Genomic DNA, 22067 nt, shown 5'->3' with positions numbered 1-22067 from the left:
AGCATAAATCGGGACCCCTATCAATTTAAAACCTATCTCAGCAAGCGAATGCAGCCTCAGGCTATTGTTCTAGGAACGTCAAGAGCAATGAGGCTCGACCCTACTTTCATTCAATCGCTCACTGGAGAGCGTACCTATAACTTAGGCCTGCCTGCTGCCACTTCTTATACAAGCTATCAATATCTTAACTTTATGCTTAAGGTTGACCCACAGCTAAACACCGTTTACTTTGGCTTAGATTTTGAAGTCTTTGATCCTCAGCTATCCAATCATGCCAGCTACGTCGAGGAGCGCTTAACTAGCCCCTTTTATTTAAAGGACTACTTCTCTACCTTACTAACCGAGCCGGCTCTTAAAGAGAGTTGGAAAATATGGTCAGATAACCATAATAACACCTCCGTCTATACGGAAACCCGCTATTTGAAGGATGGCAGCTTTGATGAGGAATATGTTTATCCTGAGCATATCAATGAAGGCACATTAAAAATCCTCCCTACTACACTGGAGCTGACAGCAAACAGCCTGAATGATATAAAACAAATAGTCCAACTGTGCGAGCAAAATCACTTGCAGCTCTTCCTGTACATCAGCCCGGTTCATGCGATTGTTTTAGAAACCTATTGGCAAAATGGCCTGTGGCCACAATATGAGGAGTGGAAACGACAACTGGTCCAAATCGCCCCCATATGGGATTTCTCTGGCTATCACAATATTTCGACCAGCTCGCTGCAAACAGGGGAAAACTACAATGACCTTTCTCATTATTCAAAAAAAATAGGCAACCTCATGTTGGAACGCATGCTGAACCTTCATGACGAGCAGGTACCCTCCTATTTCGGAGTTCTTCTTGCCCCAGATAATGTAGAAGAACATTTAACGAAGCTGCGGCAAAACAGAGAACGCTGGCCGGAGAAAGAAAAAAACATGGCTGACGTAGTGGTCAGTTATTAATAAGCGTAGACACCTATCCCGATGATTCCAGCCCCATCAAGAGGATAGCAGCGCCTGCCACCTTACCCGACAAAATCATAAGGCAGAAAAAAGAAACCCAGGCTTCCCTGAATTCCTTCTCTCTGCGTTATGCGACCCGGGCACTTCCAATTATTTCCTACAAATTCAAGTATGCAATGCCAAGTCCGCCCGTTACCGGATTTTTATAAATTTCGCAATTGACGTCGTATACGTCGCCGATCATCTCTTTCGTCAGTACTTCTTCTGGCGTTCCGCTCGCGTAAATTTGCCCCTGCTTAATGATATACAAATAATCGCAATACTCTGCTGCCAGCGTCAAATCATGAAGGGCGGCTAAAATGCCGATGCCCAGCCCTTTGACGATGCTCAAAATTTGCAGCTGGTATTTAATGTCCAAATGATTCGTCGGCTCATCCAAAATCATAAACTTTGGCTGCTGTGCAAGCACCCTCGCCAGCACGACGCGCTGTTTTTCCCCGCCTGAGAGCGACATGTAGCTTCGTTCCGCATAATGGGACAAATTCACCTTGCTCAGCGCCTCTTCCACAATCTCCTCATCCCGCTGATTGTCCGTCTCCAGCATTCCCTTATGGGGTGTCCGGCCCATCATGACCATCTCCCGCACATTGAAATCAAAGCTCATTTCATTGAACTGTCCGACAACGCCAAGCTGCTGTGATACCACCTTTGGCTTGGATTTTAATACATCGGTGCTGCTTAGAAATACCTGTCCCTGCTTGGGCTTAATGACTTTATAAATGCTTTTGAGCAAGGTTGATTTGCCGCAGCCATTAGGGCCAATAAGGCCTACAAATTGCTTGTTGTCTACCTTGAGCGATATATCCTTCACAATATCCGTACTCGCAAACGATACCGAAATATGATCCACCGTCAGCTTCATCGTTATTTCCCTCCAAAGGCGTAGCCTTTTTTGACCAGCATGTACATGAACAGCGGCGCGCCAATCATCGCCGTAATTATGCCGATGGGCAGCTCCACGCTTGGAATGATCGTCCGGGCAATGACGTCGGTCCAGATGAGAAAAATGGCGCCAACCAAAATGGAGGCCGGCATCAGCCTTCTATGATCCGAGCCGACCAGTCCCCTCACCATGTGAGGAATAATAAGCCCGACGAACCCGATCATACCGCAGCTCGCCACAATGACGCCTGTAATAAGCGCAGCCAGCAGCAAATAAATTTTGCGGAACACCGCCAGATCAACGCCCAGCGTCACCGCCGTATCATCGCCAAGCAGCATGGTATTTAATATCCGCGACTGAAAAAGGAAGAACAGCGCAGCCCCAACAACGACGAGCGATATGAGCGGGAGCTTGTCCCATTTTGCCGAAGCCAGGCTGCCCATTGTCCAGAACGTGACGGTCTTAATGCCAACGGCATTGTTTGCGATATAAATAATAAAATTGGCGAAAGCCGTACATAAAGCATTGATGACCATCCCCGACAAAACCAGCTTAACCGACGTCATTTTGCCACCAATGCCTGCTAATATAAAGACGAGCAGCGATGCGCCCAAAGCGCCTGTAAATGCCCAGAAGGCAACCCCCGTCTGCCCGAGCAGACCGCCCGCGCCAAAGCCAATTAAAATTGCAAACGTCGCACCGAGCGATGCGCCCGAGGAAATGCCCAAAATATACGGGTCTGCCAGCGGATTTTGCACCGCCGCCTGCATGACCGTGCCGCACATCGTAAGCCCGGCCCCGATAAACAATGCCATTAATACACGTGGAAACCGAATTTGCCATAAAATATCGACAAACGAGCTTGTCTCCATCGCGCTCCCGTCGCCTAGCTGGATTCCTAATAACTTGTAGAGCAAAATCCGATAAGAATCCCCTAACGGAATCTTTACCTGCCCGATTGATACGGCAACGCCAATCGACACCACGATAACAGCCGCGAGTACGAGCATTAAAGTTAAAAACAGCGACTTTTTTCGAATGAGAGCTTCTTTCTCTTCCTGCCTGCTTACACTAACCTCTGCCATCCCGATTTACCCTGCCTTTTCATTCATTGTTCCGATTTTAGTTTACAACTGACTGTTTTTAAGTATAATTGATAATGATTCTCTTCGTCAATTAAAGACAATATATGAAATGAGGTTAGTAGGATATGTTTCGTTTTTTGCGTAAAATGACGTTTTTTGCACTTCCCCTTGCTCTGGCAGTAACCGCTGGCTGTTCTTCCGCTTCGACCAATTCGCCAAGCAGTTCCCCGAGCCCTTCCGCCGAAGCGACGGCTTCAGCAGCAGTAGTAGAGGCTTCTCCGAGCCCCGGCGGCAAAACCGCTTATCCGCTCACCCTTGAAAATTTCAATTTGTCGGCAGAAAGCGGCTCCTTCCAGCCGAAAACGCAAACGTTCGAGAAAGCACCGGAGCGCATCGTCGCCAATACGCAGTCCGCTGCGGAAATTTTGATCCGACTTGGTTTGACGGATAAAGTCGTTGGCGTCGCCGCCCTTTACGGCGATGTGGAGGCTGACATTGCCGAGCCATTCGCCAAAATCCCTGTCTTATCCGAGACATATGTCGGCAAGGAGCTTGTCGTCGGAGCGAAGCCGGATATCGTCCTCGGCCGTGGCGACCTGTTTGCAGATGCAGATTGGGGCGTCGGAACGGTTGACTCGCTGAACGAGCTTAATATTGCTACTTTTATTCAAAACAACTCCCGTCCGGGTGCTGTACTCAGTGATCTTTATAAAGACATTGAGCAAATGGGCCAAATTTTCGACGTACAGGATAAGGCGCAGGAGCTTGTCCAAAGCTTGCAGCAGCGCGCCAAGGATATCGAGACTCGGTTTGCCGGCAATCAGGAGCAGAGCTTTGCTTTTATTGGAAGCAGCACGCCGGATTCCATTGCCGTCTACAGCGCAAATAATGATACCTTCCAAGCCGAGGCGCTTAGCCTGTTGAAGGTGACCAACAGCTTCGCCGACGTTTCCGGTGAAATCAGCGCGGAGCAGCTCGTTGCGAAAAACCCTGATTTCCTTGTCATCTCGGATTATAAAGGCGGACCGGACATCAATGAATCCGTGAAAAATATTTATGAAAATCCAGCTCTGCAAAGCATGTCCGCTATCCAAAACAAAAAAGTATTCATTATCGATTTCAATGATTTCTGGGGCTACGGCTACCACATCTTTGACGGTGTCGAGAAGCTGGGAGACAACTTGTCCAAAACCTCTTAAATCTTGCAGCTATCTATTGGCCGTCTTCAGCCATGCACCAACAGAAACGACAAAGCGCCTCTTCCTTTACGGGTCCAGTTCATTATCAGAGCTGGTCCGCAAGCAAGAGGCGCTTTTTTATGGCATCACACTATTTTAGTTCGTCTTTCCTTCGTTTTCCGCTTCCCACTTGGCAATTTCCTCGCGCACTCGCGGTGCAACCTCCGTGCCAAGCAGCTTGATTGCGTTCATTACGTCCTCATGCGGCATCGTGCCGAGCGGCGTATGGAGCAAAAATCTCGTAATGCCGACATGCTTGCGCAGGTTAATGATTTTACGGGCAACCGTTTCGGGATCGCCGACATAAAGCGCACCTTCAATGCTGCGGGCAGCGTCAAAGCTGGAACGGTCATAATGCCCCCAGCCCCGCTCTTTGCCGAGCACATTCATAACCGCTTGCGTCGAAGGGAAAAACTTGTCTGCTGCGAGCTGCGTCGTCTCTGCAATAAAACCGTGCGAGTGCGAAGCGATGGGCAGCTTCGAGGCATCATGCCCCGCATGGGCTGCGGCTCTCTTGTACAGCTGCACCAGCGGTGCAAAATTCATCGGACTGCCCCCGATAATGGCGAGCACAAGCGGCAGGCCGAGCAGGCCCGCGCGGACAACCGATTCTTGGTTGCCGCCGCTGCCGATCCATACCGGCAAAGGGTTCTGAACAGGGCGTGGATAAACGCCCAGATTGTTAATGGCTGGGCGATGGCCGCCTGCCCACGTTACTTTTTCAGATTCGCGAATTTTCAACAGCAGCGCCAGCTTTTCATCAAACAGCTCATTATAGTGGTCCAGATCATAGCCGAACAGCGGAAACGATTCAATGAAGGAGCCCCGCCCTGCCATAATTTCCGCACGCCCGTTTGAGATGCCATCCAGCGTAGCAAAATCCTGAAACACGCGCACAGGATCAGCCGAGGACAGCACCGTAACAGCGCTCGTCAATCGAATCTGCTTCGTTTGTGCGGCAGCAGCCGCCAAAATAACGACTGGAGAGGAGGCCGCATAATCCTCGCGATGATGCTCGCCTACTCCATAAACGTCCAGCCCGACCTGATCCGCAAGCACAATTTCTTCAACGACTTCGCGAATACGCTGGGCATGGCTCATAACCTCTCCTGTTTCTACATCGGGCGAGGTTTCGACAAACGTACTAATTCCTATTTCCACCGTACAATCCCTCCTGCTTCCACTCTATATTTTTTTAACAAACTCCGATTTCAGCTTCATAGCGCCAAAACCGTCAATTTTGCAATCAATATCATGATCGCCATCGACGAGCCGGATGTTTTTGACCTTGGTGCCAATTTTGACGACGAGCGAGCTGCCTTTGACCTTCAAATCTTTAATGACCGTGACGGAATCACCGTCGCTCAGCACATTGCCGTTCGAATCCTTTACAACCTTCTCATCTTCATTGGCATTATCCTGTGCATTTGCATTCCATTCATGCGCGCACTCCGGGCAAACAAGCATCAGCCCATCCTCGTATGTATATGGCGACTGGCACTGTGGACAATTTGGCAAGCTAGACATGTATTCATGCCCTCCATTCCTGTTACTATAATCGTTACGACTTTGCTTGGAAGTTTCATTATAAACGGTAAAATAGCAAGCGTAAACGGCTGAAGCCGTCCTCCGGCGGTAAAGCTGCCGTTTCGCGGAAAAATCAATGCCTGATTTTCGGCTGCAACGGCAGGCAGGAATCGATATAATAAAATCCATCAGAAAAAGTAAGGGGCGCACGCCATGATACCTGCCGAACGTTATCCCGAATGCTATAAGGCCTTAGTAGAGAAAAATACCGAATATGAGGGCGTTTTTTACGTTGGAGTCAAAACGACGGGCGTATTTTGCCGGCCAACCTGCCCCGCTCGCAAGCCCAAATTTGAAAACTGCGAGTTTTATGAAACGGCGCAGCAGGCTTTGCTTGCGTCTTTCCGCCCTTGCCAGCGCTGCCAGCCGCTTTCCCATCCCAATCAAGTGTCAGAGGTCGTTCGCCTGCTCGTCGAAGCGGTAGAGCAAAACCCGGAAAAACGCTGGAAGGGCCAGGATTTCAAAAATCTATCCGTCGATGAATCAACGGCTCGCCGCCAATTTAAGCAGCGCTTCGGCATGACCTTCGTCGAATATGCCCGTGCCCGCCGTATGGGCATCGCCTTGAAAAACATTAGAGCTGGCCAATCGGTTATGGATACACAGCTCACAACCGGCTATGAATCCAGCAGCGGGTTTCGCGATGCTTTCTCCCGTATTATGGGGGCGGCTCCTACTCTATTGGAAGATGACAAAGTGCTGAAGGCGTCATGGATTGATACTCGGCTTGGGCCGATGATGGCGATTGGCAATGAGCAGCACTTGTATTTGTTGGAGTTTGTAGATCGGAGGGGTCTGGAGCGCGAGGTCGAGCGGCTGCGCAAAAGGACCAAATCCGCGATCATTCCCGGCACAACAGCATCCATTCAGTCCATTGAACGGGAGCTGGCGCTTTATTTTGACGGGAAATTGACGGAATTTAAGACGCCGCTATTTTTATTAGGCTCGTCGTTTCAGCAAAGCGTGTGGGCACAGCTGGTGAAAATACCGCCGGGCGAAACTCGTTCTTATTCCGACATTGCGGCAGCACTTGGAAAGCCTACAGCCTTTCGCGCAGTCGCCCAGGCCAATGGAGCCAATCAGCTGGCTATCATCATCCCCTGCCATCGCGTTATTAATTCAAACGGCGAATTGGGCGGCTATGGAGGCGGATTATCCCGAAAAAATTGGCTGCTCCGGCATGAGAGACAAGCATCATGCTGAAGCAGCCGCTTCAAACGAGCTATTCGGCTAAAGCTTTTTCGGCAGCAGCCAGAGCATTCACTACTTTATCGCACCAGAGATCGAATTCCTCGTCTTCCTTCTGATGCTCAGGATTGGCCAAAATGTGGGCAACCGTCTGCTTGATGCCTTGATCAAGCCGCGTCGTAGCTACAAACTCAGGAACAAGCTTTTTCAGCTTCGCATTGTCAAAGACGACGGAGTTCGCCTTGTCGCCCAGCAAGCCGCCCCGGAAATCATATTTGCTGCCCGCAGCGAGAAAATCAGAGGATACATGCACCGCATTCAGCTTTACGCCAAGCGCATCCGCAATAATTTCATAAATCTGATTCCAGGTCACCGACTCATCCGACGTGATATGCACGGATTCGCCAATCGCATGGATGTTGCCCATTAGGCCGATGAAGCCTTTGGCAAAATCGCTGTTATGCGTCATCGTCCAGAGGGACGTGCCGTCGCCATGGATGATGACCGGTTTATTTTCAAGCATACGCCTTGCTACCTGCCAGCTTCCGTTATTGCCGTGCACGCCCAGCGGAATCGAGCGCTCGTCATACGTATGGCTTGGCCTTACAATCGTGATGGGGAAGCCTTGCTCGCGATACTGCTTAGTCAAATACTCTTCACAAGCAATTTTGTTGCGGGAATATTCCCAATATGGATTGGATAATGGCGTTCCTTCGGTAATGCGATAATCCGACAGCGGCGTCTGGTAGGCTGAGGCCGAGCTGATGAACATAAACTGCTTGGTTTTCCCCTTGAATAAGCGGTAATCGCGCTCGAGCTGCTCTGGCTTGAAGGCGATAAAATCCGCTACTACATTAAATGACAGATCGGCGATAAGCGCCGCCACCTGCTCCTCATTATTAATATCGGCTTTAATGCTATGTACACCTGCTGGCAAATCAGCATTTCTAGTTCCCCGGTTCAAAAGATAAAGCTCGCATCCACTCTCTACTAACTGCTTCGTAATGGCAGAACTAATCGTTCCCGTTCCTCCAATAAATAGCGCTTTCATAAAACACCTCCGTTAGTATGGTATTGCTGTAAAAGCTGCTTCTTTTCTTCTTAATGATAGCATGGGGCTCGTGTGAATACTACGACTAAGCGTTCATTATTCGCCTCCTCGTGGAACAGAGGGCGAATAAAATACGTCAGCATGGATATGCCGGAATTTTTCCCAGTTGCCGGGATTGGTCGTGTCTGGAGTACGATGTTCCATAATGGCCTGATATAGGGCGGTTTTCTCTTCCAAATGGGCGACGCGCTGTTTGGCTTCTTCGAGCTGAACGAGCGCCGCTTCTCTATGCTCCATCATGATTTCGCAGCGTTGCGGAATGGTCGAATCCCCTTCGATACAGAGATCGACGTACATTTTGATGATTTCAATCGGCATCCCTGATTGCTTGAGGCATTTGACGCCATACAGCCAGTTGATGGATTCTGCGTCGAACAGCCGGATATTATTCTCATTGCGCTGTAGGCTTGGCACCAACCCTTTATCGGTGTAAAAGCGTACAGCGTGCTCGGTAAGTCCCGTTAACAGGGCGGCTTCTTTGACCGTATGCATGAGTAATCCTCCTTGGAAAAAAATGATAAGACCACTTGACTTCGTGTAACACGAAGGCGATAAGCTTATTATAATGCAAATCGGCCGTTCACGAAATCAGCCGCTGCGGTGCACGATTCCCGGGATTCACGGCCGTTTGCCCTATTACATTTGAACAATAGGAGGAATTACAATGCAAACTGTAACCTTGAACAACGGTGTGAAAATGCCAATCATCGGCTTCGGTGTCTACCAAATTCCCGATGCTGAAGAATGCGAGAACGCGGTATATGAAGCGCTGCTAGCCGGTTACCGCCTGATCGACACCGCCGCCGGTTATCTGAATGAGGAAGCGGTCGGACGCGCGATCAAGCGCAGCGGCGTTCCGCGTGAAGAGCTGTTCATCACGACCAAGCTCTGGATTCAAGATGCCGGCTACGAGAGTGCCAAGCTGGCGTTTTCCAAATCCTTGAATAAGCTTCAGCTCGACTATCTTGATCTGTACCTTATTCACCAGCCGTTCGGCGATTACTACGGCGCTTGGCGCGCGATGGAAGACCTGTACCGCGAAGGCAAAATCAAGGCGATTGGTGTCAGCAACTTCCTGCCCGACCGTCTAATGGACCTCATCGTGCATAACGAAATCGTGCCTGCTGTCAACCAGGTTGAAACGCATCCGTTCTACCAGCAGCTCGAGAGCGCCGCTTTTATGAAAGAGCAGGGAGTACAGCACCAGTCGTGGGCGCCGTTCGCTGAAGGACTGGGCAACATGTTCGGCAACGAAGTGCTGACCTCGATTGCAGCGCAACACAACAAGTCCGTCGCCCAGGTTGTGTTGCGCTGGCTTGTTCAGCGTGAAATCGTAGCTATTCCAAAATCGGTGCGCAAAGAGCGGATCGTCGAAAACTTCGACATTTTCGATTTTGAGTTGAGCGCTGACGATATCGAGCAAATTTCCGCCCTCGATACGCGGGAAAGTCTTTTTTTATCGTACCACGATCCGAAATTCGCCAAGATGCTGGGCACCTTGAGAGTCGATCTGTAGCCTGTAACCTTGCTCGAACCGTAAACTCATCACGCATTTATCCTCATATCTATTAAGAAAGGACAGGGCAGCGCACCTGTCCTTTCTTTGTGTCAATTTATACTTACAATAATCATACCAGCCTTACCTTTAAGAGACCGTAACGAAGAAAAAAACTTAGAAAAAGGCACCGACATTTCTGTCGATGCCTTTTTCTAAGGAATCTTAACCAGCATTTTCCCCATATTTTTGCCTTCAAACAGCTGCAGGAACGCTTGAGGCACTTTGTCGAAGCCTTCGACAATCGTCTCCTCGTATTTCAGCTTGCCTTCTCCGAGCCACTGTCCTAGCGCCTGAATGCCTTCAGCCGTACGGTCGGCATAGTCGCCCAGCACAAAGCCTTTAATAAGCGAACGCGTCTTGATCAGCTGAGTCTGTATCCGGGGACCGATGTCGCCTGATTTGCTATTGTATGAGGAAATAGCTCCACATAGCGGAATGCGCGCATGCGTGTTCAGCAGTTGCATCACCTGATCGGAAATGTCGCCGCCGACATTGTCGAAATAAACGTCGACTCCATTCGGACATGCCGCTTCCAGCGCTTTGCCCAGATCACCGACCGTCTTGTAGTTAATCGTCTCATCGAAGCCGAGCTCCTGCTTCAAATAGCTGGTTTTCTCATCCGTTCCTGCGATGCCAACGACTCGAGCGCCCTTGAGCTTCGCAATTTGCCCGACAATCATGCCGACCGCGCCTGCTGCGCCAGATACGACGACGGTTTCCCCTGCCTTAGGCTGTCCAATATCCAGCAAGCCGAAATAAGCAGTCAGCCCTGTAAGGCCCAAAACGCTCAAATAAGCGGGCAATGGCGCCATTTGATCATCTACCTTGCGAACGCTGGCAGCATCCACGACATTGTACAGCTTCCAGCCCAGCATGCCGAGCACCTTGTCTCCAACTGCAAACTGCTCGGATTTCGATTCGACAATCTCGCCAACAACACCGCCGACAATCGGCTCGTCTAAAGCAAATGGAGGAATATATGACTTGCTGTCATTCATCCGTCCCCGCATATATGGATCAACCGATAAATACAGGCTGCGGACGACTACCTGCCCTTCCGCCGGTTGCTCTACCTTAGCGTCCTTCATCGCGAAATGCTGCTCTGTCGGCATGCCCTCAGGCCGTGCTGCCAACACAATCATCCGATTATTTAAAGTTTCGTTCATGATTCCAAAACCTTCTTCCTTGTTTTAAACTAATATATCCATTTTACCGGGCGGCATTCTGGGGCCCGAGCCACAATAAAGATTTTTCAAAGTACAGCTATCGTTGTATTCAAGCAAAAACGAATTCGTCGTCCTCTGGCGGCGCAGCGCGTTTCAGTCCGAGAAATATAGAGAAAGGTTGGCGAAATCATGTCTTTCCTATATTTTAAGAAAATAACATACTGGGGATGAAGTTTCAATGTTCGATTTTCATCGAACCGTTTTCACTGTTTGCTCGCAACTGTGATTCAATCGGTGAAAATGCCAAAACAACCGGAGCCTCTTATGGCCCCGGTCGCTTCGCTTGATTTTGTACTTTGATCTTTTTGTACCATGGTCTTTTGTACCATGGTTTTGTGTCGCTCTTTTGTACCGCAGCCCTATGGGCTGACTATCGCACTTGTCGTTCTAACGCCCGCAACACGCCCCGCACAGCTCGCAGGAGACTTGGCCTTAAAGCTAACAATGACACTATCCTTCCCTCGTGTGAGCGGCTCTGCTATCTCATAGGTCACATAAAAAATATGGCCGATTTTGTTGCAATGAATCGTCTGCTCTCCGACGAGCTCGTCATCGACCAGCACCTCAAACTCTCGGTTATATGCCGTACCTTCATGCTCGAAGCGGAAATGATCGCCACCCCAATAAGCTACGCAAAGATTATTTTTGCTTGATCCATCAACTGCAAGCCGGTAGCTGAAGTATGCATCGCTGACACCAAATGCTTCTCTCCACATATGCAGCTTGTTCTGGTTGTCCGTGAACGACCCGTTATATAAACTCGCTAAGCAGTTGCCTTGAAGCTGATGACCGATTTCATCCTGCTGCCCGTCCGGCTGTACGCTATCGATGGTCACCTTATTCAGCTTCTTCTCAAAAGCATCGCCTTCGTCATTCAAATTCCAATACAGCGTATAAAACTCATGATGCAGCGCGTAGAAAGGCACGAGTGCTGCCCCCTTCCCATCGGAGGTCACTTCCTTCGCTATTTCAAATGTCAGCGTTTCGGCGTCCTTCAGCCTGATGAAGTCAGACAGGTTCTCACTTTCCGTCCAAAGCACAGGCACATCCGCCGTCTTCATGCTTAGTGCGGTCTCATCGACGATCGTATCCTCCGGAAGGCCATCAGCCCCAAACCTTCCCGCAAGCACGATTGGGCCATAAAGAAAGGCGATTTTGCTTGCGCTATCTTTGGCGGTGTACTTTCTCAGTGCCAGCGGCAGCGTGACAATAATATGATCACCCTTGCTCCATATCCCGCTGATGGTCAAGTATCCGGCTTGTTTTTCAACATATTTGCGCTCGCCGTTGACGACCGCCACTAGCTCACAAGGCAGCCAGGATGGGACGCGCAGCTTAAGATTAGCCTCTGCCGTTCCCTCGGCAATAACAAGCTTCACGGTGTCCGAATACGGAAAGCTTGTTTCCTGCCTGATGACCAGCCCCTTGGCTTTCCATTCCAGCTCGGAGGCCATATATAAATTCACATACAGATCATCCTGCTTTTCAAAATAAATCGCCTCGGCATATTTGCCCGGGTTTTCCATGCCCGTTCCGGTACAGCACCACCAAGCGGAATCGCGGGTGCCGTAAATTTTGAAATGGCCCGGCAGCGTCGAGGCAAAATAAGTTTTATTGCCCGTATGCGGGTCCTGTGTACCGAGGATGTGATTGTATAAGGCGTTTTCATAATAATCCATATACGCGCTGTTTTGCTCCCAGCTAAACAAATATTGGGTCAGCACAAGCATGTTATGTGTAAAACACGACTCTGCCGATTTAATGCCCAAGCTTTCCATATCCATCGCTTCAAAATGCTCCGAGAGGCTGCTTCCGCCAAAAACATAAGAGCGTCTGCCGACCACCGTATGCCAGAAAAACTCGGCAGCTGTGCGATAGGTTGTAAAATCCTTGTTCTGCTCATACATTTCGGCCACACCAATGACCTTCGGTATTTGCGTATTGGCATGCTTGCCCTGCAGTTCATCCCGCTCCTGCTCCAGCGGCGAAATGATGGCTTTATGCGTAAATTGAACCGCTGCTTCCATATAGACAGCTTGTCCCGTGAGGCCATACAGCTGCGCAAACACTTCATTCATGCCGCCATGCTCGCATTCCAGCATATGCTGCGTCTGCTCCTCCGACATTTGCGAGAGTCCATCTACTGCCCAATCGGCAAAGGCTTTGACAACGTGCAGTGCCTCCTCATTTCCCGTCAGCGTGTAAGCATCAATTAAGCCTTGATAAATTTTATGCACGCTGTACCACGGAACCCAATACCCGTTCATGCTAAAACCGCCAATGTCCGTGCCTTTAAACGCTTCGATAAAAGGAGTTTCGACCAAGCCTCCAACGTATCCGCTGCCGGTCGCTGCTTGAATGCCTGCAAGCTCCGATACGGCATAATCCAGCTTCGCTTTTAGCGCCTCATGGCCCGTTGCCTGATAGGTGACGGCAAGTGCCGACATATAATGCCCGAGCGAATGCCCGCTAATCGTTCTGGCTTCCCAGCCTTCGTACCGCGGCTGCTTGGGAGCCAAGCCATGCGCCTCATAACATGGTGCAAGAAAACGGTCGATATCAAGCGCGTGCAGATAACGCTCGCCAACTTCCTGTGACGTTTTAAAGAGGCCGTCCAGTAGCAATACGTCGCTTTGGCTGACGAAGCCTTGATTTATTTTTTCCATATTTATGAGTCCTCCCTAGACCTAAAATCAGCTATTTGCTATTCAGTGGCTACCATTCATGATAGTATCTTATCAAATCAAATTTGAAATAATCAGACTCATAATCAAAGAAAAGGTGGATAAATCAGTCTACATGAATGAAAAGCTGAGCCATTACTTATGCGGTAAATTCATATCCGAAGGCAACTGGTCGCACATGAAACGAAATGCGCTGCATTATGAAATCATTATGATGCTGGAAGGACAGATGTATATCGCTGAGGAAGAGCGGGAATATGTCGTCCGCCCAGGTGATATGCTGCTGCTGCAGCCCGGCATGACTCATTTTGGTTATCGGAATAGCGAGTCGCCCGTCAGCTTTTATTGGGTACATTACGGTACGAAGGCGGAGCCATATCGGAGCTATCCGACCCATGTGCCGATTGATGGTCCGTCGACGATTAATCAGCTGTTTAAGCAGCTGCTGCATGTTTCTTCTTTTTCGGCGGAGGAGGCAAATGCCGCTCTATTGTTATTATTGAATGAGCTTACGCGGACGATTGACCAGCAAAATCATGCCCCGCACGCCATCGTCGACAACATTTGCAGGTGGATTGATGCCCATTTGCATCTGGACATTAATGTCCGTAAAATTGCAGAGGTGTTCAACTTTAATAAGGATTATATTTCGAAGGTTGTGAAGCGGGAGAAAGGGATGGGCATTAAAGCTTATATTTTGACGCAGCGGATCAGCCGGGCGAAGCTGAAGCTTCTGAACACGAATTTGAGCGTAAAGGAAATTGCTGGCGAATGCGGTTTTTCCGATTATAAGCTGTTTCTGCGAACATTCAAGCATTATGAGGGCATGACGCCGAGTGATTATCGCAATATTTTATACTCGACACCGCTCAATATTTAAAGGTTGCATACGGACAAATGAGCTGGAAGAAGTTTGGGAGATGATCGTATTGAATAAAAAGAAGAAAACGATGGCGATTGAGGCACCGATCCTGCCGATTGAGCTTCCTGTGCTGGAGCAGACCGAGCTGCAATCTCATGCTTTTTTTGAAATGGGCATTATCCAGGATTGCGTATGGGATGGACAGCAGGCTCGCAAGGTGATTTTCGACAAAATTATTTTCAGAAATGTCACGTTTACCGAGACTGCGCTGAACGAGGTCGAATTGACGGATGTGATTTTCGACAAATGTGATTTATCGAATGCCGATTTTAGCGATGCCATTATCCACCGGACTGTGTTCAAAAACTGCAAAATGATTGGCATGAATTTGACCGGAGCCACGCTGCGAAACATGGTTTGGAAGGACAATTTGGCCGATTACGCCAATTTTAGAATGTCTGATATGAAGCAGGTATCCTTCCAGGACAACTCGATGGGCAAAGTTGATTTCAGCTTTGCAAAGCTGCAAAAACTCGAGCTTTTCCAATGCCAAATTGACCAAGCCCAATTTTCAAATACGAAGCTCGCTGGCCTTGATTTAAGCACCTGCGAATTTAATGGGATTGCCGTAGCCCCCGAGGATTTGAAGGATTGCGTCATTTCGCGAGAGCAGGCGTATGTGTTTGTGGCGCTGTTTGGGTTGATTTTGAAGGAGTAGCAGCTCTGCTAGGCTATTTGAAGCGTTATTTTGAACATGGTTTTAACTATGATTGCCATTATAAAATCAAAAAGGGCATCCCCGAAGGGTGCCCTTTCTCCATTCAGACCATCATTAAATACAATAAGAGCGCCAGTCCCATAACGGCAGCAAACCTATAATTCGGCCTTGCCAGCTCGAAAACCGACTTGTTGAATAATCCCGCCAGCAAATTGTTCACCGCCGAAGCGGGAGAAATCGGGTTGGACAGCCCCCAGCTTCCGAGCAGCAAAACGGCGAAATAAATCGGGCTGATCTGCACGACGTCCGGATCAATGCTGGTCGCGAGAATCGTCACCCATACAATTGGATGAAGGCCAATTAATGAGGTAGCAGCAATCATAACGATTGTGAAAATAGAAAACGATAATGCAATAGGCAGAGGTATGTGCCCGAGCAGGGAGGGAATGACGTGCCCAAAACCTGTAGCGCTAATCGATCCGCTGAAAAAGCCTGCGGCTAAAAACAGCGTAATCTCCTTTTGCAAAGCGGGCAGCGTAACGGTCAAATGATTCGTCAGTCCCTGCCGGAATGTCGGGAGTGCTCCCTTCGCAAGGCACCACAGCAGCGGAAAAACAACCGCCCCCATGCAAGTAATCAGCACCATCGGAAGCTCAATCAGCTGCTCCAGCAGCAAAATGGCCGCCGTCGCACACAGCAAATAAATAGCGAGTCCCATCGGAAAGGAGGCCCGTCTTCCGTGTTCCTTCTCCATGCCTTGGCCTCGCTGATTCTCGATCGCTTTCGTGGATCGCGTGACTGTCGTGACTTCCATGGCTTCCTGGCCCAGCTCATCTGTCTGCGCTGCTGCAAGCTCACTTGCCTCATCCTTAGCACGCAGCTGCTTAAAGTCCACAGCCAAGCTTACCAACAGGCTGATCAGCGACAGCCCGATCAAATAGGGCAGCAGCGCTGACCAATTCAGCTTAAGCGCCGAGGTGACAAGCGCCATTGCTGCAAAATAAGGCGACCAGCAAATCGCGCCTCCAAAGCCGCGATTCAAGGCGTTCGCCAGCAGCCCGGATAAGCGCCCGGAGCGGGGCTTAACGAATACCAAATGATAAACGACGGGAATAGACCCGACGTTTATAAACCCGCCCATTATATGCGTCATAAGCTGCGTACCGATGAACAGGGCTGTCGTGCTGCGTATACGCGTTTCATAGAACCGCTTCAGAGCAGCAACATAATCCGGCAGCCGTACCGGAATGCCGAACAAGGGAGCAAATACGAATAAGGTAACCAACGTCGCATTCATACTCGCGGCTTTAAACCAATATGCGGCATCCGCTTGCTGTGCCAGCATCAGGACGACCCCGCCAGCTATAAAAAAAAGACTCAGCCACAGCGCGATTCCTTTGAGCTTAGGCAGCAGCAGGAGCACCGCCATAAAGGAAAGTCCGCCCAGCACATAAACAAGCGGCCCCCACTGCGTAAACTGCTGTAAAATAAAAACGGCAGCGAGAGCGAAAATAACTGCTCTATCGATCACTGCCTTTGTCCCAACTGTCATGACCTTCGCCTTCTCTTCTGCTTCCGCTCTCTAGTTGAACTTCCAACAGCTTAAGCTTAAATTGCCGTACTGGTAGCTGCGGTGAAGCAACGTTGCTTGACGGTTCTTATCACCCGAGCCCATAGCCAGCAGGAGCGGGATAAAATGCTCGCTCGTCGGCACTGCCTCCTGCGCAAAGGGAGCCAGCTCCCTATAATTGAATAGTGCCGGGAGATCCCATGCCTCAAGCTTGCTCTGCAGCCAATTATCGAATGATTCCGCCCATTCGTCAATGCCTTCAGACTGCCAATTCAGCTTTCTGAGATTATGGACGGTTCCGCCGCTTCCAATAATCAGCACATCCTGCTCCCTAAGCGCAGCTAATGCCTTGCCGATCTCATACTGCTGCTCATTGGTCAAATAACGGTTAACCGAAAGCGCGACGACGGGAATATCCGCATCCGGATAAATCAGCTTGAGTACGGCCCAAGCGCCGTGATCAAGTCCTCTCTCCTCATCCAGCACACTTGGAATGCCATGTTCAGCGAACAAGGCTTGAATGTCTTCACTGAGCTGGCGTTTGCCTTCCGCCGGATACGTCATCTGGTACAGCTCATCCTGAAAGCCCGAAAAATCATAAATCGTGCTGTACGCTGGAGCAGCGCCCACTGTCTGAACCGTCTGCTCCCAATGGGCGGAAAAAAGGACAATCGCTTTCGGCTTTGGCGTCTGCTCCTTAAAGCTTTTCAATAGAGCCGTATAACCATTATTCTCCAATACAATGGACGGCGCGCCATGGGCAAAAAAGTATGCTGGCATCATTGTGCTTGTTCCCCCTTGTTCTCAAGTAGCCATGCAAGAAAATCCCGTTGATTTTCTTCGGACACGCCATGGTCGGTCGGATAAATCTTAAAGGTCAATTGCGGCGTCAGCGCTTGAAAATAATCCGCTGTCTCGTGTCCAATTCGAATCGGAAATACGGAATCAAATTCACCATGCGAGACAAACACGGATACGTTCTCCAGTGATTGCAAAACATATTCGTGTTTGACGAACTCTGGCACATAGCCGTTCAACGCAACAATGCCTTTCAACTGGTCCCCCATCGTAAGGGCAAGCGTCATCGATAAAATCGCACCTTGGCTGAAGCCAAGCAAATAACGCTGGCTCGCATCAATCGGGTATTTTTCCGTTGCATAAGCAATAAAACCTTCAAGCTGCTGCACAGCCCGGTCAAAAATGTCCCGAATCGGGTTGCCGAGGCTCTTCAGCTCATAATATTGGTAACCGGCGCCCAGCCTAAGGTCGCCTCGGATGTTAATGATGATGAACTTGTCCTCTAAAGGCGCTACAAGCCCATGCATATTTGCCTCATTCGAGCCTTTCCCATGAAGGGTGAAAATAACAGGATAGGTTTGGCCTGCCTCCGCATGCGCTGGCAGGTGAACATCATAATGATAAGCGGGGTTCATAGTGGCCCTCCTCAAAATATTAGTAATAAGAATTAAAGTTCTGTATTACAAATATATAGTGAAGCTATAGCTTTGGTCAACATGAAAATCGCTGCGCCCGCTTCTGACACATGCAAATAGCGCGTGCTGATCGGGGATCGGCACGCGCTGCTTGGTTTCTTTATTTAATAAACGAACTACAATGTTTCCAGCAGCGCTTTAAGCTCAGGATTCAATTGCAGAACATGCAGCACCATTGTTAAAGCCTCCGCACGGGACGCTTGGTTATTCGGCTGGAACGTTCCGTCGCCAGCTCCGCTGACGATGCCAGCTGCCGCGGCTTTCTCAATTTGCCCCTTGTTCCACACTTGATTAATGTCGGTGAAAGCAGGCACACTCGCTGCATTCACACTATCAAGATCAATAATTTTAGCAAGGATTGCGATTATTTCAGTACGGCTAATTTCCTGATTCGGCTTAAATGTGCCGTCCTTATAGCCTGAAATTACGCCTGCTGCATGCAGGCTTCCAATCGCCGCTTCCGCCCAGTGGCCCGAAACATCACTTAGCACGCTGCCGCCTGCAGCAGGGCTGGATATGCCAAATAACTTGGAAATGATGGCCGAGAATTCAGCGCGGGTAATGCTTGCATTCGGACGGAAGGCATTGTTCTCATATCCATTAACGATGCCGAGCTTAGCAAAGACGTCAACCGTCTTATTTGCCCAGTGGGAGCCGGTATCCGTAAATGGGATGATTGTTGGATTAGCTTTAGCTTCATCTACTTGCTTCGCAAGTCCTGTGATCACATCATCAATCTTGACGACTTTATCATTGAACTTTATTTGGGGCGCTGGCACCGATGTCGGTGTCGGCGCTGGCGTTGCTGTAGGCGTTGCTGTCGCTACAGGCGTAGTCGAAGAGCCGCCTCCATTGCTTCCACCACTAGCTGGCGCTTGAACAACAACGCTATGGGAGGCAAACACAGCCGAACCATCGGCCGCCGTTGCTTTCACAGTAACCGTACCTGCGGACACGCCCGTCAATAAGCCGCTGGCATTAATGGAGGCGGCACCTGTACCATTTTCAACCGACCAAACGATCGATTTGTCCGCTGCATCCACAGGTGCAATTTCTGCTGCCAATTGGATGGTACCGCCAGTCTGAACAGCGGCTTGCCCCGATACCAAGACGGAGTTTACCAACACAGGTGTCGCTGTTGGCGTCGGCTCTTGTGTTGGTGTTGGTGTTGGTGTTGGTGTTGGTGTTGGCGTTGCAGGCACATTTATCGTTATGTCCTTGCTCCCTACAATACCAGTGCCGTCAACGGCAGTTGCTTTCGCTGTAACTGTTCCGGCCGATACGGCCGTCAACAGCCCGTTTGCATCAATCGTCGCTGAGCCTGTACCGTCCACAACAGACCAGACAACCGCTGGATTAGCCGCATCGATTGGAAGCACTGCTGCATTTAACGCTAAAGATTGACCTACATCGACCGTATCGATACCGCCAGACCCACTGACCTGAATATCTGTTACGACATGAAAAAAGTTATCCGTAATCAATTTCGGACCAGAGTATACAGCTAATTGTGCCAAAGTCACAGGAACATTAACATCGTTATTTTTAATTAAAAACGTCACGAGTCCGCTATTCGTATAGGAGGACATCCCCCCGAATATTGAAGCATTCGAAATATAATCAGGATCCATATCATAAAAGAGTAAATTCGGATTACTCGTATGAATAAATATTTCTGTTCGTCCCGTCACGAGCTCGTCATCCGCATCATAAACAGAAAAAGTGACACTTGTATAATCCGGATGATTGACATCCGTATGTGGCAGCTCGGCCAAAGCAACATAATCTACAGCCTCTGTCGGTTTGTACGTTTGAATGTTGGATAATGATACGGATTGGCCGCCATAAGAACGTCCGGGAATCCAGCTGACCTGACCATCCGTTACATACCCGCCCATCATCGTTTTATCAGCATAGGTATTTACGGTTACCGATGTTTCCCCTGCGTTAACATCCGGAACCTGTGTGACCGTTCCATCGGAATACCGTATAAATGCATGTTCTGAAGCGTCTGGCAACCCACCATTATAATAGACTGTTACAAGGCTGCCCGAGGAGATACAACCGCTTAACAAAGCGAGAGTCAAAATTAAAACCAAACCCAATTTCATTGTTGAACTTTTTTTCATTGCTTTCCCTCATTCCTTATCGTCTTAATAAATGCCCGTTAGCACTAGTATAGCCCTTGCCAATGACAGGAAAATGACAAAGTCTTGGACAACGCAAAGAACCCTCACTTTGAGGGCCCTTAGGTTATGTTACGGATGCTATACGATGAGGAAGAGGAGCTAAACCAAAAGTTAAGGAAACTTTTTAACGCCCATCACATGATCGAGCGGAATATATCCGATTTCCCTGCTGTCCGAGCTATGATTGCGATTGTCGCCCATGACGAAAATATGCCCTTCAGGAACGTTCCATTGCTGATCCGAAACAAAATTCATCGTTTCATTCAGATAAGGCTCGTCCAGCGCCACACCGTTGCGATAGGTTTTATGATCCTTAAACTCCAGCACATCGCCAGGTTTGCCTAGCACTCTTTTCACATAAAACACGGCGTTGTCATTCGTATTATTTTTCATAAAAAGCTGAAGCAGCGGGTGCTCCAAAAGATCATCTGTCAAATCCCGTTCTCTGCTCACCCGGCTGTCGATCACGACCACATCGCCATATTCCGGAAGCTTGGACAACGTGTGCGAGATTTTCGAAACGTAAATTCGTTCCTTATCCTGCAAAGTCGGGTCCATTGAATGACCGTCAACCTTATAGGGCTGAATAACAAATACACCAATAATTAATGAAAGTACAACTGCAATGCCGAAAGTGCTGACCCAGCTGCCAATCTCCTTCAAGGCTTTCATCTTAATAACGTCATCCTCCTCTTTCAAAGACTCCCTAAATTATACCATTTACTCTACTACATGAAAACCTGAAGCCAGGCAGGGCAGCTTCATGCTTTTCGTTTCGTGAATCTGCTCCCTGTACAAAGATAGATTTGGCGGACACAGCAGACTCTATTTCAACAGATTGACGGGTTATGGAATAGGCTGCGGACTCAGGAGACGCTAATGTGCTGCAAATTTGGTCATTCAGCGGTTCTTGTTTGTTAGACCGTTTTCTACCCGTTTAGAAACGCAATTAAGGCTTTATTAAATGACTCGGGATGCGTCGCATTAACGCCATGCGGACCGCCTTTAATTAAAGCAAGCCTGCTGCCTGCAATGGCTTCGTGCGAACGTTTTCCACTTACTTCGAATGGCACAATAGCATCGGAATCGCCGTGGATAATGAGCGTCGGTACATTTATTTTTGTTAAATCATCGCGAAAATCGGTGCGCCCAAACGCCTTGATGCAATCCAGCGTCCCCTTCGGTGAAGCAAAAGCGGCAATATCGCGGTTATACAAGCGAGCCGGCTCGCTTACCAAATCCGACTTTTCCCCAGCGGCAAAAAAGTTCTTAGTAAATCCATCAAGAAAGGCCAGACGATCCTTCTTTACCCCGTCCTCGAACTCCTTGATCAGGGCATCATCAACGCCGCCATCAGGATTGCCCTCGGTTTTATATAGGTATGGCGGGACAGCTGCCGCCAAGACGGCCGTGAATGAGCACCACCGGTTTTCCTGTACCCCGATCCTCATAAAAAAGCTCAATAGGAGCATTATTTTCCGATCCAACCGTTAATTTTGTCATGTGAAGCACCCCTTCCAAGTTTGGGTTACAGCCTTGCAAGCAGCTCTATTCATCCTGACACCGGGTGAAGAAAGGACAGATTTCATACGCTGCGAGCCATTGCTGCAATATTATTCCCCTGATAGAGGACCTCCCAAACATTGAAGAGGCGGAATAGGAGG

At 49.2% G+C, this 22067-nt stretch carries 19 protein-coding genes and 1 pseudogene; 6 read left to right on the top strand and 14 right to left on the bottom strand.

Translation table 11 applies throughout. The features are described 5' to 3' along the window. Positions 1 to 87 precede the first annotated feature (87 nt). Positions 88 to 951: a hypothetical protein gene (locus AC50X8_RS18710; protein WP_494880862.1), complete on the top strand. Its 864-nt coding sequence runs from the start codon at positions 88 to 90 to the stop codon at positions 949 to 951. Positions 952 to 1108: 157 nt separating this feature from the next. Here AC50X8_RS18710 and AC50X8_RS18705 read toward each other — a convergent pair whose 3' ends face one another. Beyond that, a complete protein-coding gene (locus AC50X8_RS18705) occupies positions 1109 to 1873 on the bottom strand; it encodes an ABC transporter ATP-binding protein (RefSeq protein ID WP_494880860.1) in 765 nt (254 codons plus the stop codon). Positions 1874 to 1875: 2 nt separating this feature from the next. After that, entirely contained in the window at positions 1876 to 2979 is a 1104-nt protein-coding gene (locus tag AC50X8_RS18700; protein WP_056036364.1) for a FecCD family ABC transporter permease, read from the bottom strand. A 125-nt stretch (positions 2980 to 3104) separates the two neighbouring features. Between AC50X8_RS18700 and AC50X8_RS18695 the strand changes: the two genes are divergently transcribed. After that, complete coding sequence (locus AC50X8_RS18695) at positions 3105 to 4178, top strand: ABC transporter substrate-binding protein (RefSeq protein WP_056036362.1); 1074 nt, start codon at positions 3105 to 3107, stop codon at positions 4176 to 4178. A gap of 135 nt (positions 4179 to 4313) precedes the next feature. On the opposite strand, the gene AC50X8_RS18690 is transcribed toward AC50X8_RS18695, so the two are convergent. Next, positions 4314 to 5378: an LLM class flavin-dependent oxidoreductase gene (locus AC50X8_RS18690; protein WP_056036360.1), complete on the bottom strand. Its 1065-nt coding sequence runs from the start codon at positions 5376 to 5378 to the stop codon at positions 4314 to 4316. Positions 5379 to 5402: 24 nt separating this feature from the next. Then, entirely contained in the window at positions 5403 to 5744 is a 342-nt protein-coding gene (locus AC50X8_RS18685; RefSeq protein ID WP_056037031.1) for a zinc ribbon domain-containing protein YjdM, read from the bottom strand. Positions 5745 to 5957: 213 nt separating this feature from the next. Between AC50X8_RS18685 and AC50X8_RS18680 the strand changes: the two genes are divergently transcribed. After that, positions 5958 to 7007 (top strand): bifunctional transcriptional activator/DNA repair enzyme AdaA, encoded by a 1050-nt coding sequence (locus AC50X8_RS18680; RefSeq protein ID WP_494880854.1) that lies wholly within the window; start codon positions 5958 to 5960, stop codon positions 7005 to 7007. Positions 7008 to 7026: 19 nt separating this feature from the next. Here the strand turns inward: AC50X8_RS18680 and AC50X8_RS18675 are convergent, their stop codons facing one another. Both AC50X8_RS18675 and AC50X8_RS18670 read right to left on the bottom strand, forming a co-directional pair. Further along, the gene (locus tag AC50X8_RS18675) at positions 7027 to 8043 is read right to left on the bottom strand and encodes an SDR family oxidoreductase (protein WP_494880849.1); all 1017 of its coding nucleotides are present in this window, start codon (positions 8041 to 8043) and stop codon (positions 7027 to 7029) included. Positions 8044 to 8139: 96 nt separating this feature from the next. Continuing rightward, entirely contained in the window at positions 8140 to 8595 is a 456-nt protein-coding gene (locus tag AC50X8_RS18670) for a MerR family transcriptional regulator (protein ID WP_056036355.1), read from the bottom strand. A 172-nt stretch (positions 8596 to 8767) separates the two neighbouring features. On the opposite strand from AC50X8_RS18670, the gene AC50X8_RS18665 reads away from it, so the two are divergent. After that, positions 8768 to 9619 carry an aldo/keto reductase gene (locus AC50X8_RS18665; RefSeq protein ID WP_056036353.1) on the top strand — a complete coding sequence of 284 codons (852 nt, stop codon included), beginning with the start codon at positions 8768 to 8770 and terminating at the stop codon, positions 9617 to 9619. Positions 9620 to 9813: 194 nt separating this feature from the next. Here the strand turns inward: AC50X8_RS18665 and AC50X8_RS18660 are convergent, their stop codons facing one another. Together AC50X8_RS18660 and AC50X8_RS18655 are read right to left on the bottom strand one after the other, a co-directional pair. Then, positions 9814 to 10827 carry an NADP-dependent oxidoreductase gene (locus tag AC50X8_RS18660; RefSeq protein WP_494880847.1) on the bottom strand — a complete coding sequence of 338 codons (1014 nt, stop codon included), beginning with the start codon at positions 10825 to 10827 and terminating at the stop codon, positions 9814 to 9816. Positions 10828 to 11246: 419 nt separating this feature from the next. After that, positions 11247 to 13553, bottom strand: coding sequence for a beta-L-arabinofuranosidase domain-containing protein (locus AC50X8_RS18655; RefSeq protein WP_494880845.1), 2307 nt, complete (start codon positions 13551 to 13553; stop codon positions 11247 to 11249). A gap of 133 nt (positions 13554 to 13686) precedes the next feature. Between AC50X8_RS18655 and AC50X8_RS18650 the strand changes: the two genes are divergently transcribed. Both AC50X8_RS18650 and AC50X8_RS18645 read left to right on the top strand, forming a co-directional pair. After that, positions 13687 to 14451, top strand: coding sequence for a helix-turn-helix transcriptional regulator (locus AC50X8_RS18650; RefSeq protein ID WP_081418836.1), 765 nt, complete (start codon positions 13687 to 13689; stop codon positions 14449 to 14451). A gap of 49 nt (positions 14452 to 14500) precedes the next feature. Then, complete coding sequence (locus AC50X8_RS18645; RefSeq protein ID WP_494861324.1) at positions 14501 to 15151, top strand: pentapeptide repeat-containing protein; 651 nt, start codon at positions 14501 to 14503, stop codon at positions 15149 to 15151. Between the two features lie 103 nt (positions 15152 to 15254). Here AC50X8_RS18645 and AC50X8_RS18640 read toward each other — a convergent pair whose 3' ends face one another. The 6 genes and pseudogenes from AC50X8_RS18640 to AC50X8_RS18615 all read right to left on the bottom strand — a co-directional run bounded on the left by AC50X8_RS18640 (position 15255) and on the right by AC50X8_RS18615 (position 21906). Then, on the bottom strand, positions 15255 to 16703 hold the full coding sequence (locus AC50X8_RS18640; RefSeq protein WP_494880843.1) for a hypothetical protein: 1449 nt from the start codon (positions 16701 to 16703) through the stop codon (positions 15255 to 15257). Positions 16704 to 16733: 30 nt separating this feature from the next. After that, complete coding sequence (locus tag AC50X8_RS18635; RefSeq protein WP_494880841.1) at positions 16734 to 17504, bottom strand: dioxygenase family protein; 771 nt, start codon at positions 17502 to 17504, stop codon at positions 16734 to 16736. Further along, positions 17501 to 18154, bottom strand: coding sequence for an alpha/beta hydrolase (locus AC50X8_RS18630; protein ID WP_494880839.1), 654 nt, complete (start codon positions 18152 to 18154; stop codon positions 17501 to 17503). Before AC50X8_RS18630 ends, AC50X8_RS18635 begins: the two co-directional genes overlap by 4 nt. A 176-nt stretch (positions 18155 to 18330) precedes the next feature. Further along, positions 18331 to 20343, bottom strand: coding sequence for an S-layer homology domain-containing protein (locus tag AC50X8_RS18625; RefSeq protein WP_494880837.1), 2013 nt, complete (start codon positions 20341 to 20343; stop codon positions 18331 to 18333). A 171-nt stretch (positions 20344 to 20514) separates the two neighbouring features. Beyond that, positions 20515 to 21075: a signal peptidase I gene (gene lepB / locus AC50X8_RS18620; protein ID WP_056036337.1), complete on the bottom strand. Its 561-nt coding sequence runs from the start codon at positions 21073 to 21075 to the stop codon at positions 20515 to 20517. Between the two features lie 257 nt (positions 21076 to 21332). Further along, a pseudogene (locus tag AC50X8_RS18615) lies at positions 21333 to 21906 on the bottom strand (alpha/beta fold hydrolase). Positions 21907 to 22067: the final 161 nt, after the last annotated feature.

It is taken from the genome of Paenibacillus sp. JT22N15 (assembly GCF_059383755.1).
Note: the sequence above shows the minus strand (reverse complement) of the source record. Positions and strands in the feature narration are given on the sequence as shown.

Coding starts and splice junctions, on each gene's coding strand:
- AC50X8_RS18710 (WP_494880862.1), top strand. CDS start 88: ATGAGGCTCGACCCTACTTTCATTCAATCGCTCACTGGAGAGCGTACC.
- AC50X8_RS18705 (WP_494880860.1), bottom strand. CDS start 1,873: ATGAAGCTGACGGTGGATCATATTTCGGTATCGTTTGCGAGTACGGAT.
- AC50X8_RS18700 (WP_056036364.1), bottom strand. CDS start 2,979: ATGGCAGAGGTTAGTGTAAGCAGGCAGGAAGAGAAAGAAGCTCTCATT.
- AC50X8_RS18695 (WP_056036362.1), top strand. CDS start 3,105: ATGTTTCGTTTTTTGCGTAAAATGACGTTTTTTGCACTTCCCCTTGCT.
- AC50X8_RS18685 (WP_056037031.1), bottom strand. CDS start 5,744: ATGTCTAGCTTGCCAAATTGTCCACAGTGCCAGTCGCCATATACATAC.
- AC50X8_RS18680 (WP_494880854.1), top strand. CDS start 5,958: ATGATACCTGCCGAACGTTATCCCGAATGCTATAAGGCCTTAGTAGAG.
- AC50X8_RS18675 (WP_494880849.1), bottom strand. CDS start 8,043: ATGAAAGCGCTATTTATTGGAGGAACGGGAACGATTAGTTCTGCCATT.
- AC50X8_RS18670 (WP_056036355.1), bottom strand. CDS start 8,595: ATGCATACGGTCAAAGAAGCCGCCCTGTTAACGGGACTTACCGAGCAC.
- AC50X8_RS18665 (WP_056036353.1), top strand. CDS start 8,768: ATGCAAACTGTAACCTTGAACAACGGTGTGAAAATGCCAATCATCGGC.
- AC50X8_RS18660 (WP_494880847.1), bottom strand. CDS start 10,827: ATGAACGAAACTTTAAATAATCGGATGATTGTGTTGGCAGCACGGCCT.
- AC50X8_RS18655 (WP_494880845.1), bottom strand. CDS start 13,553: ATGGAAAAAATAAATCAAGGCTTCGTCAGCCAAAGCGACGTATTGCTA.
- AC50X8_RS18650 (WP_081418836.1), top strand. CDS start 13,687: ATGAATGAAAAGCTGAGCCATTACTTATGCGGTAAATTCATATCCGAA.
- AC50X8_RS18640 (WP_494880843.1), bottom strand. CDS start 16,703: ATGACAGTTGGGACAAAGGCAGTGATCGATAGAGCAGTTATTTTCGCT.
- AC50X8_RS18635 (WP_494880841.1), bottom strand. CDS start 17,504: ATGATGCCAGCATACTTTTTTGCCCATGGCGCGCCGTCCATTGTATTG.
- AC50X8_RS18630 (WP_494880839.1), bottom strand. CDS start 18,154: ATGAACCCCGCTTATCATTATGATGTTCACCTGCCAGCGCATGCGGAG.
- AC50X8_RS18625 (WP_494880837.1), bottom strand. CDS start 20,343: ATGAAAAAAAGTTCAACAATGAAATTGGGTTTGGTTTTAATTTTGACT.
- lepB (WP_056036337.1), bottom strand. CDS start 21,075: ATGAAAGCCTTGAAGGAGATTGGCAGCTGGGTCAGCACTTTCGGCATT.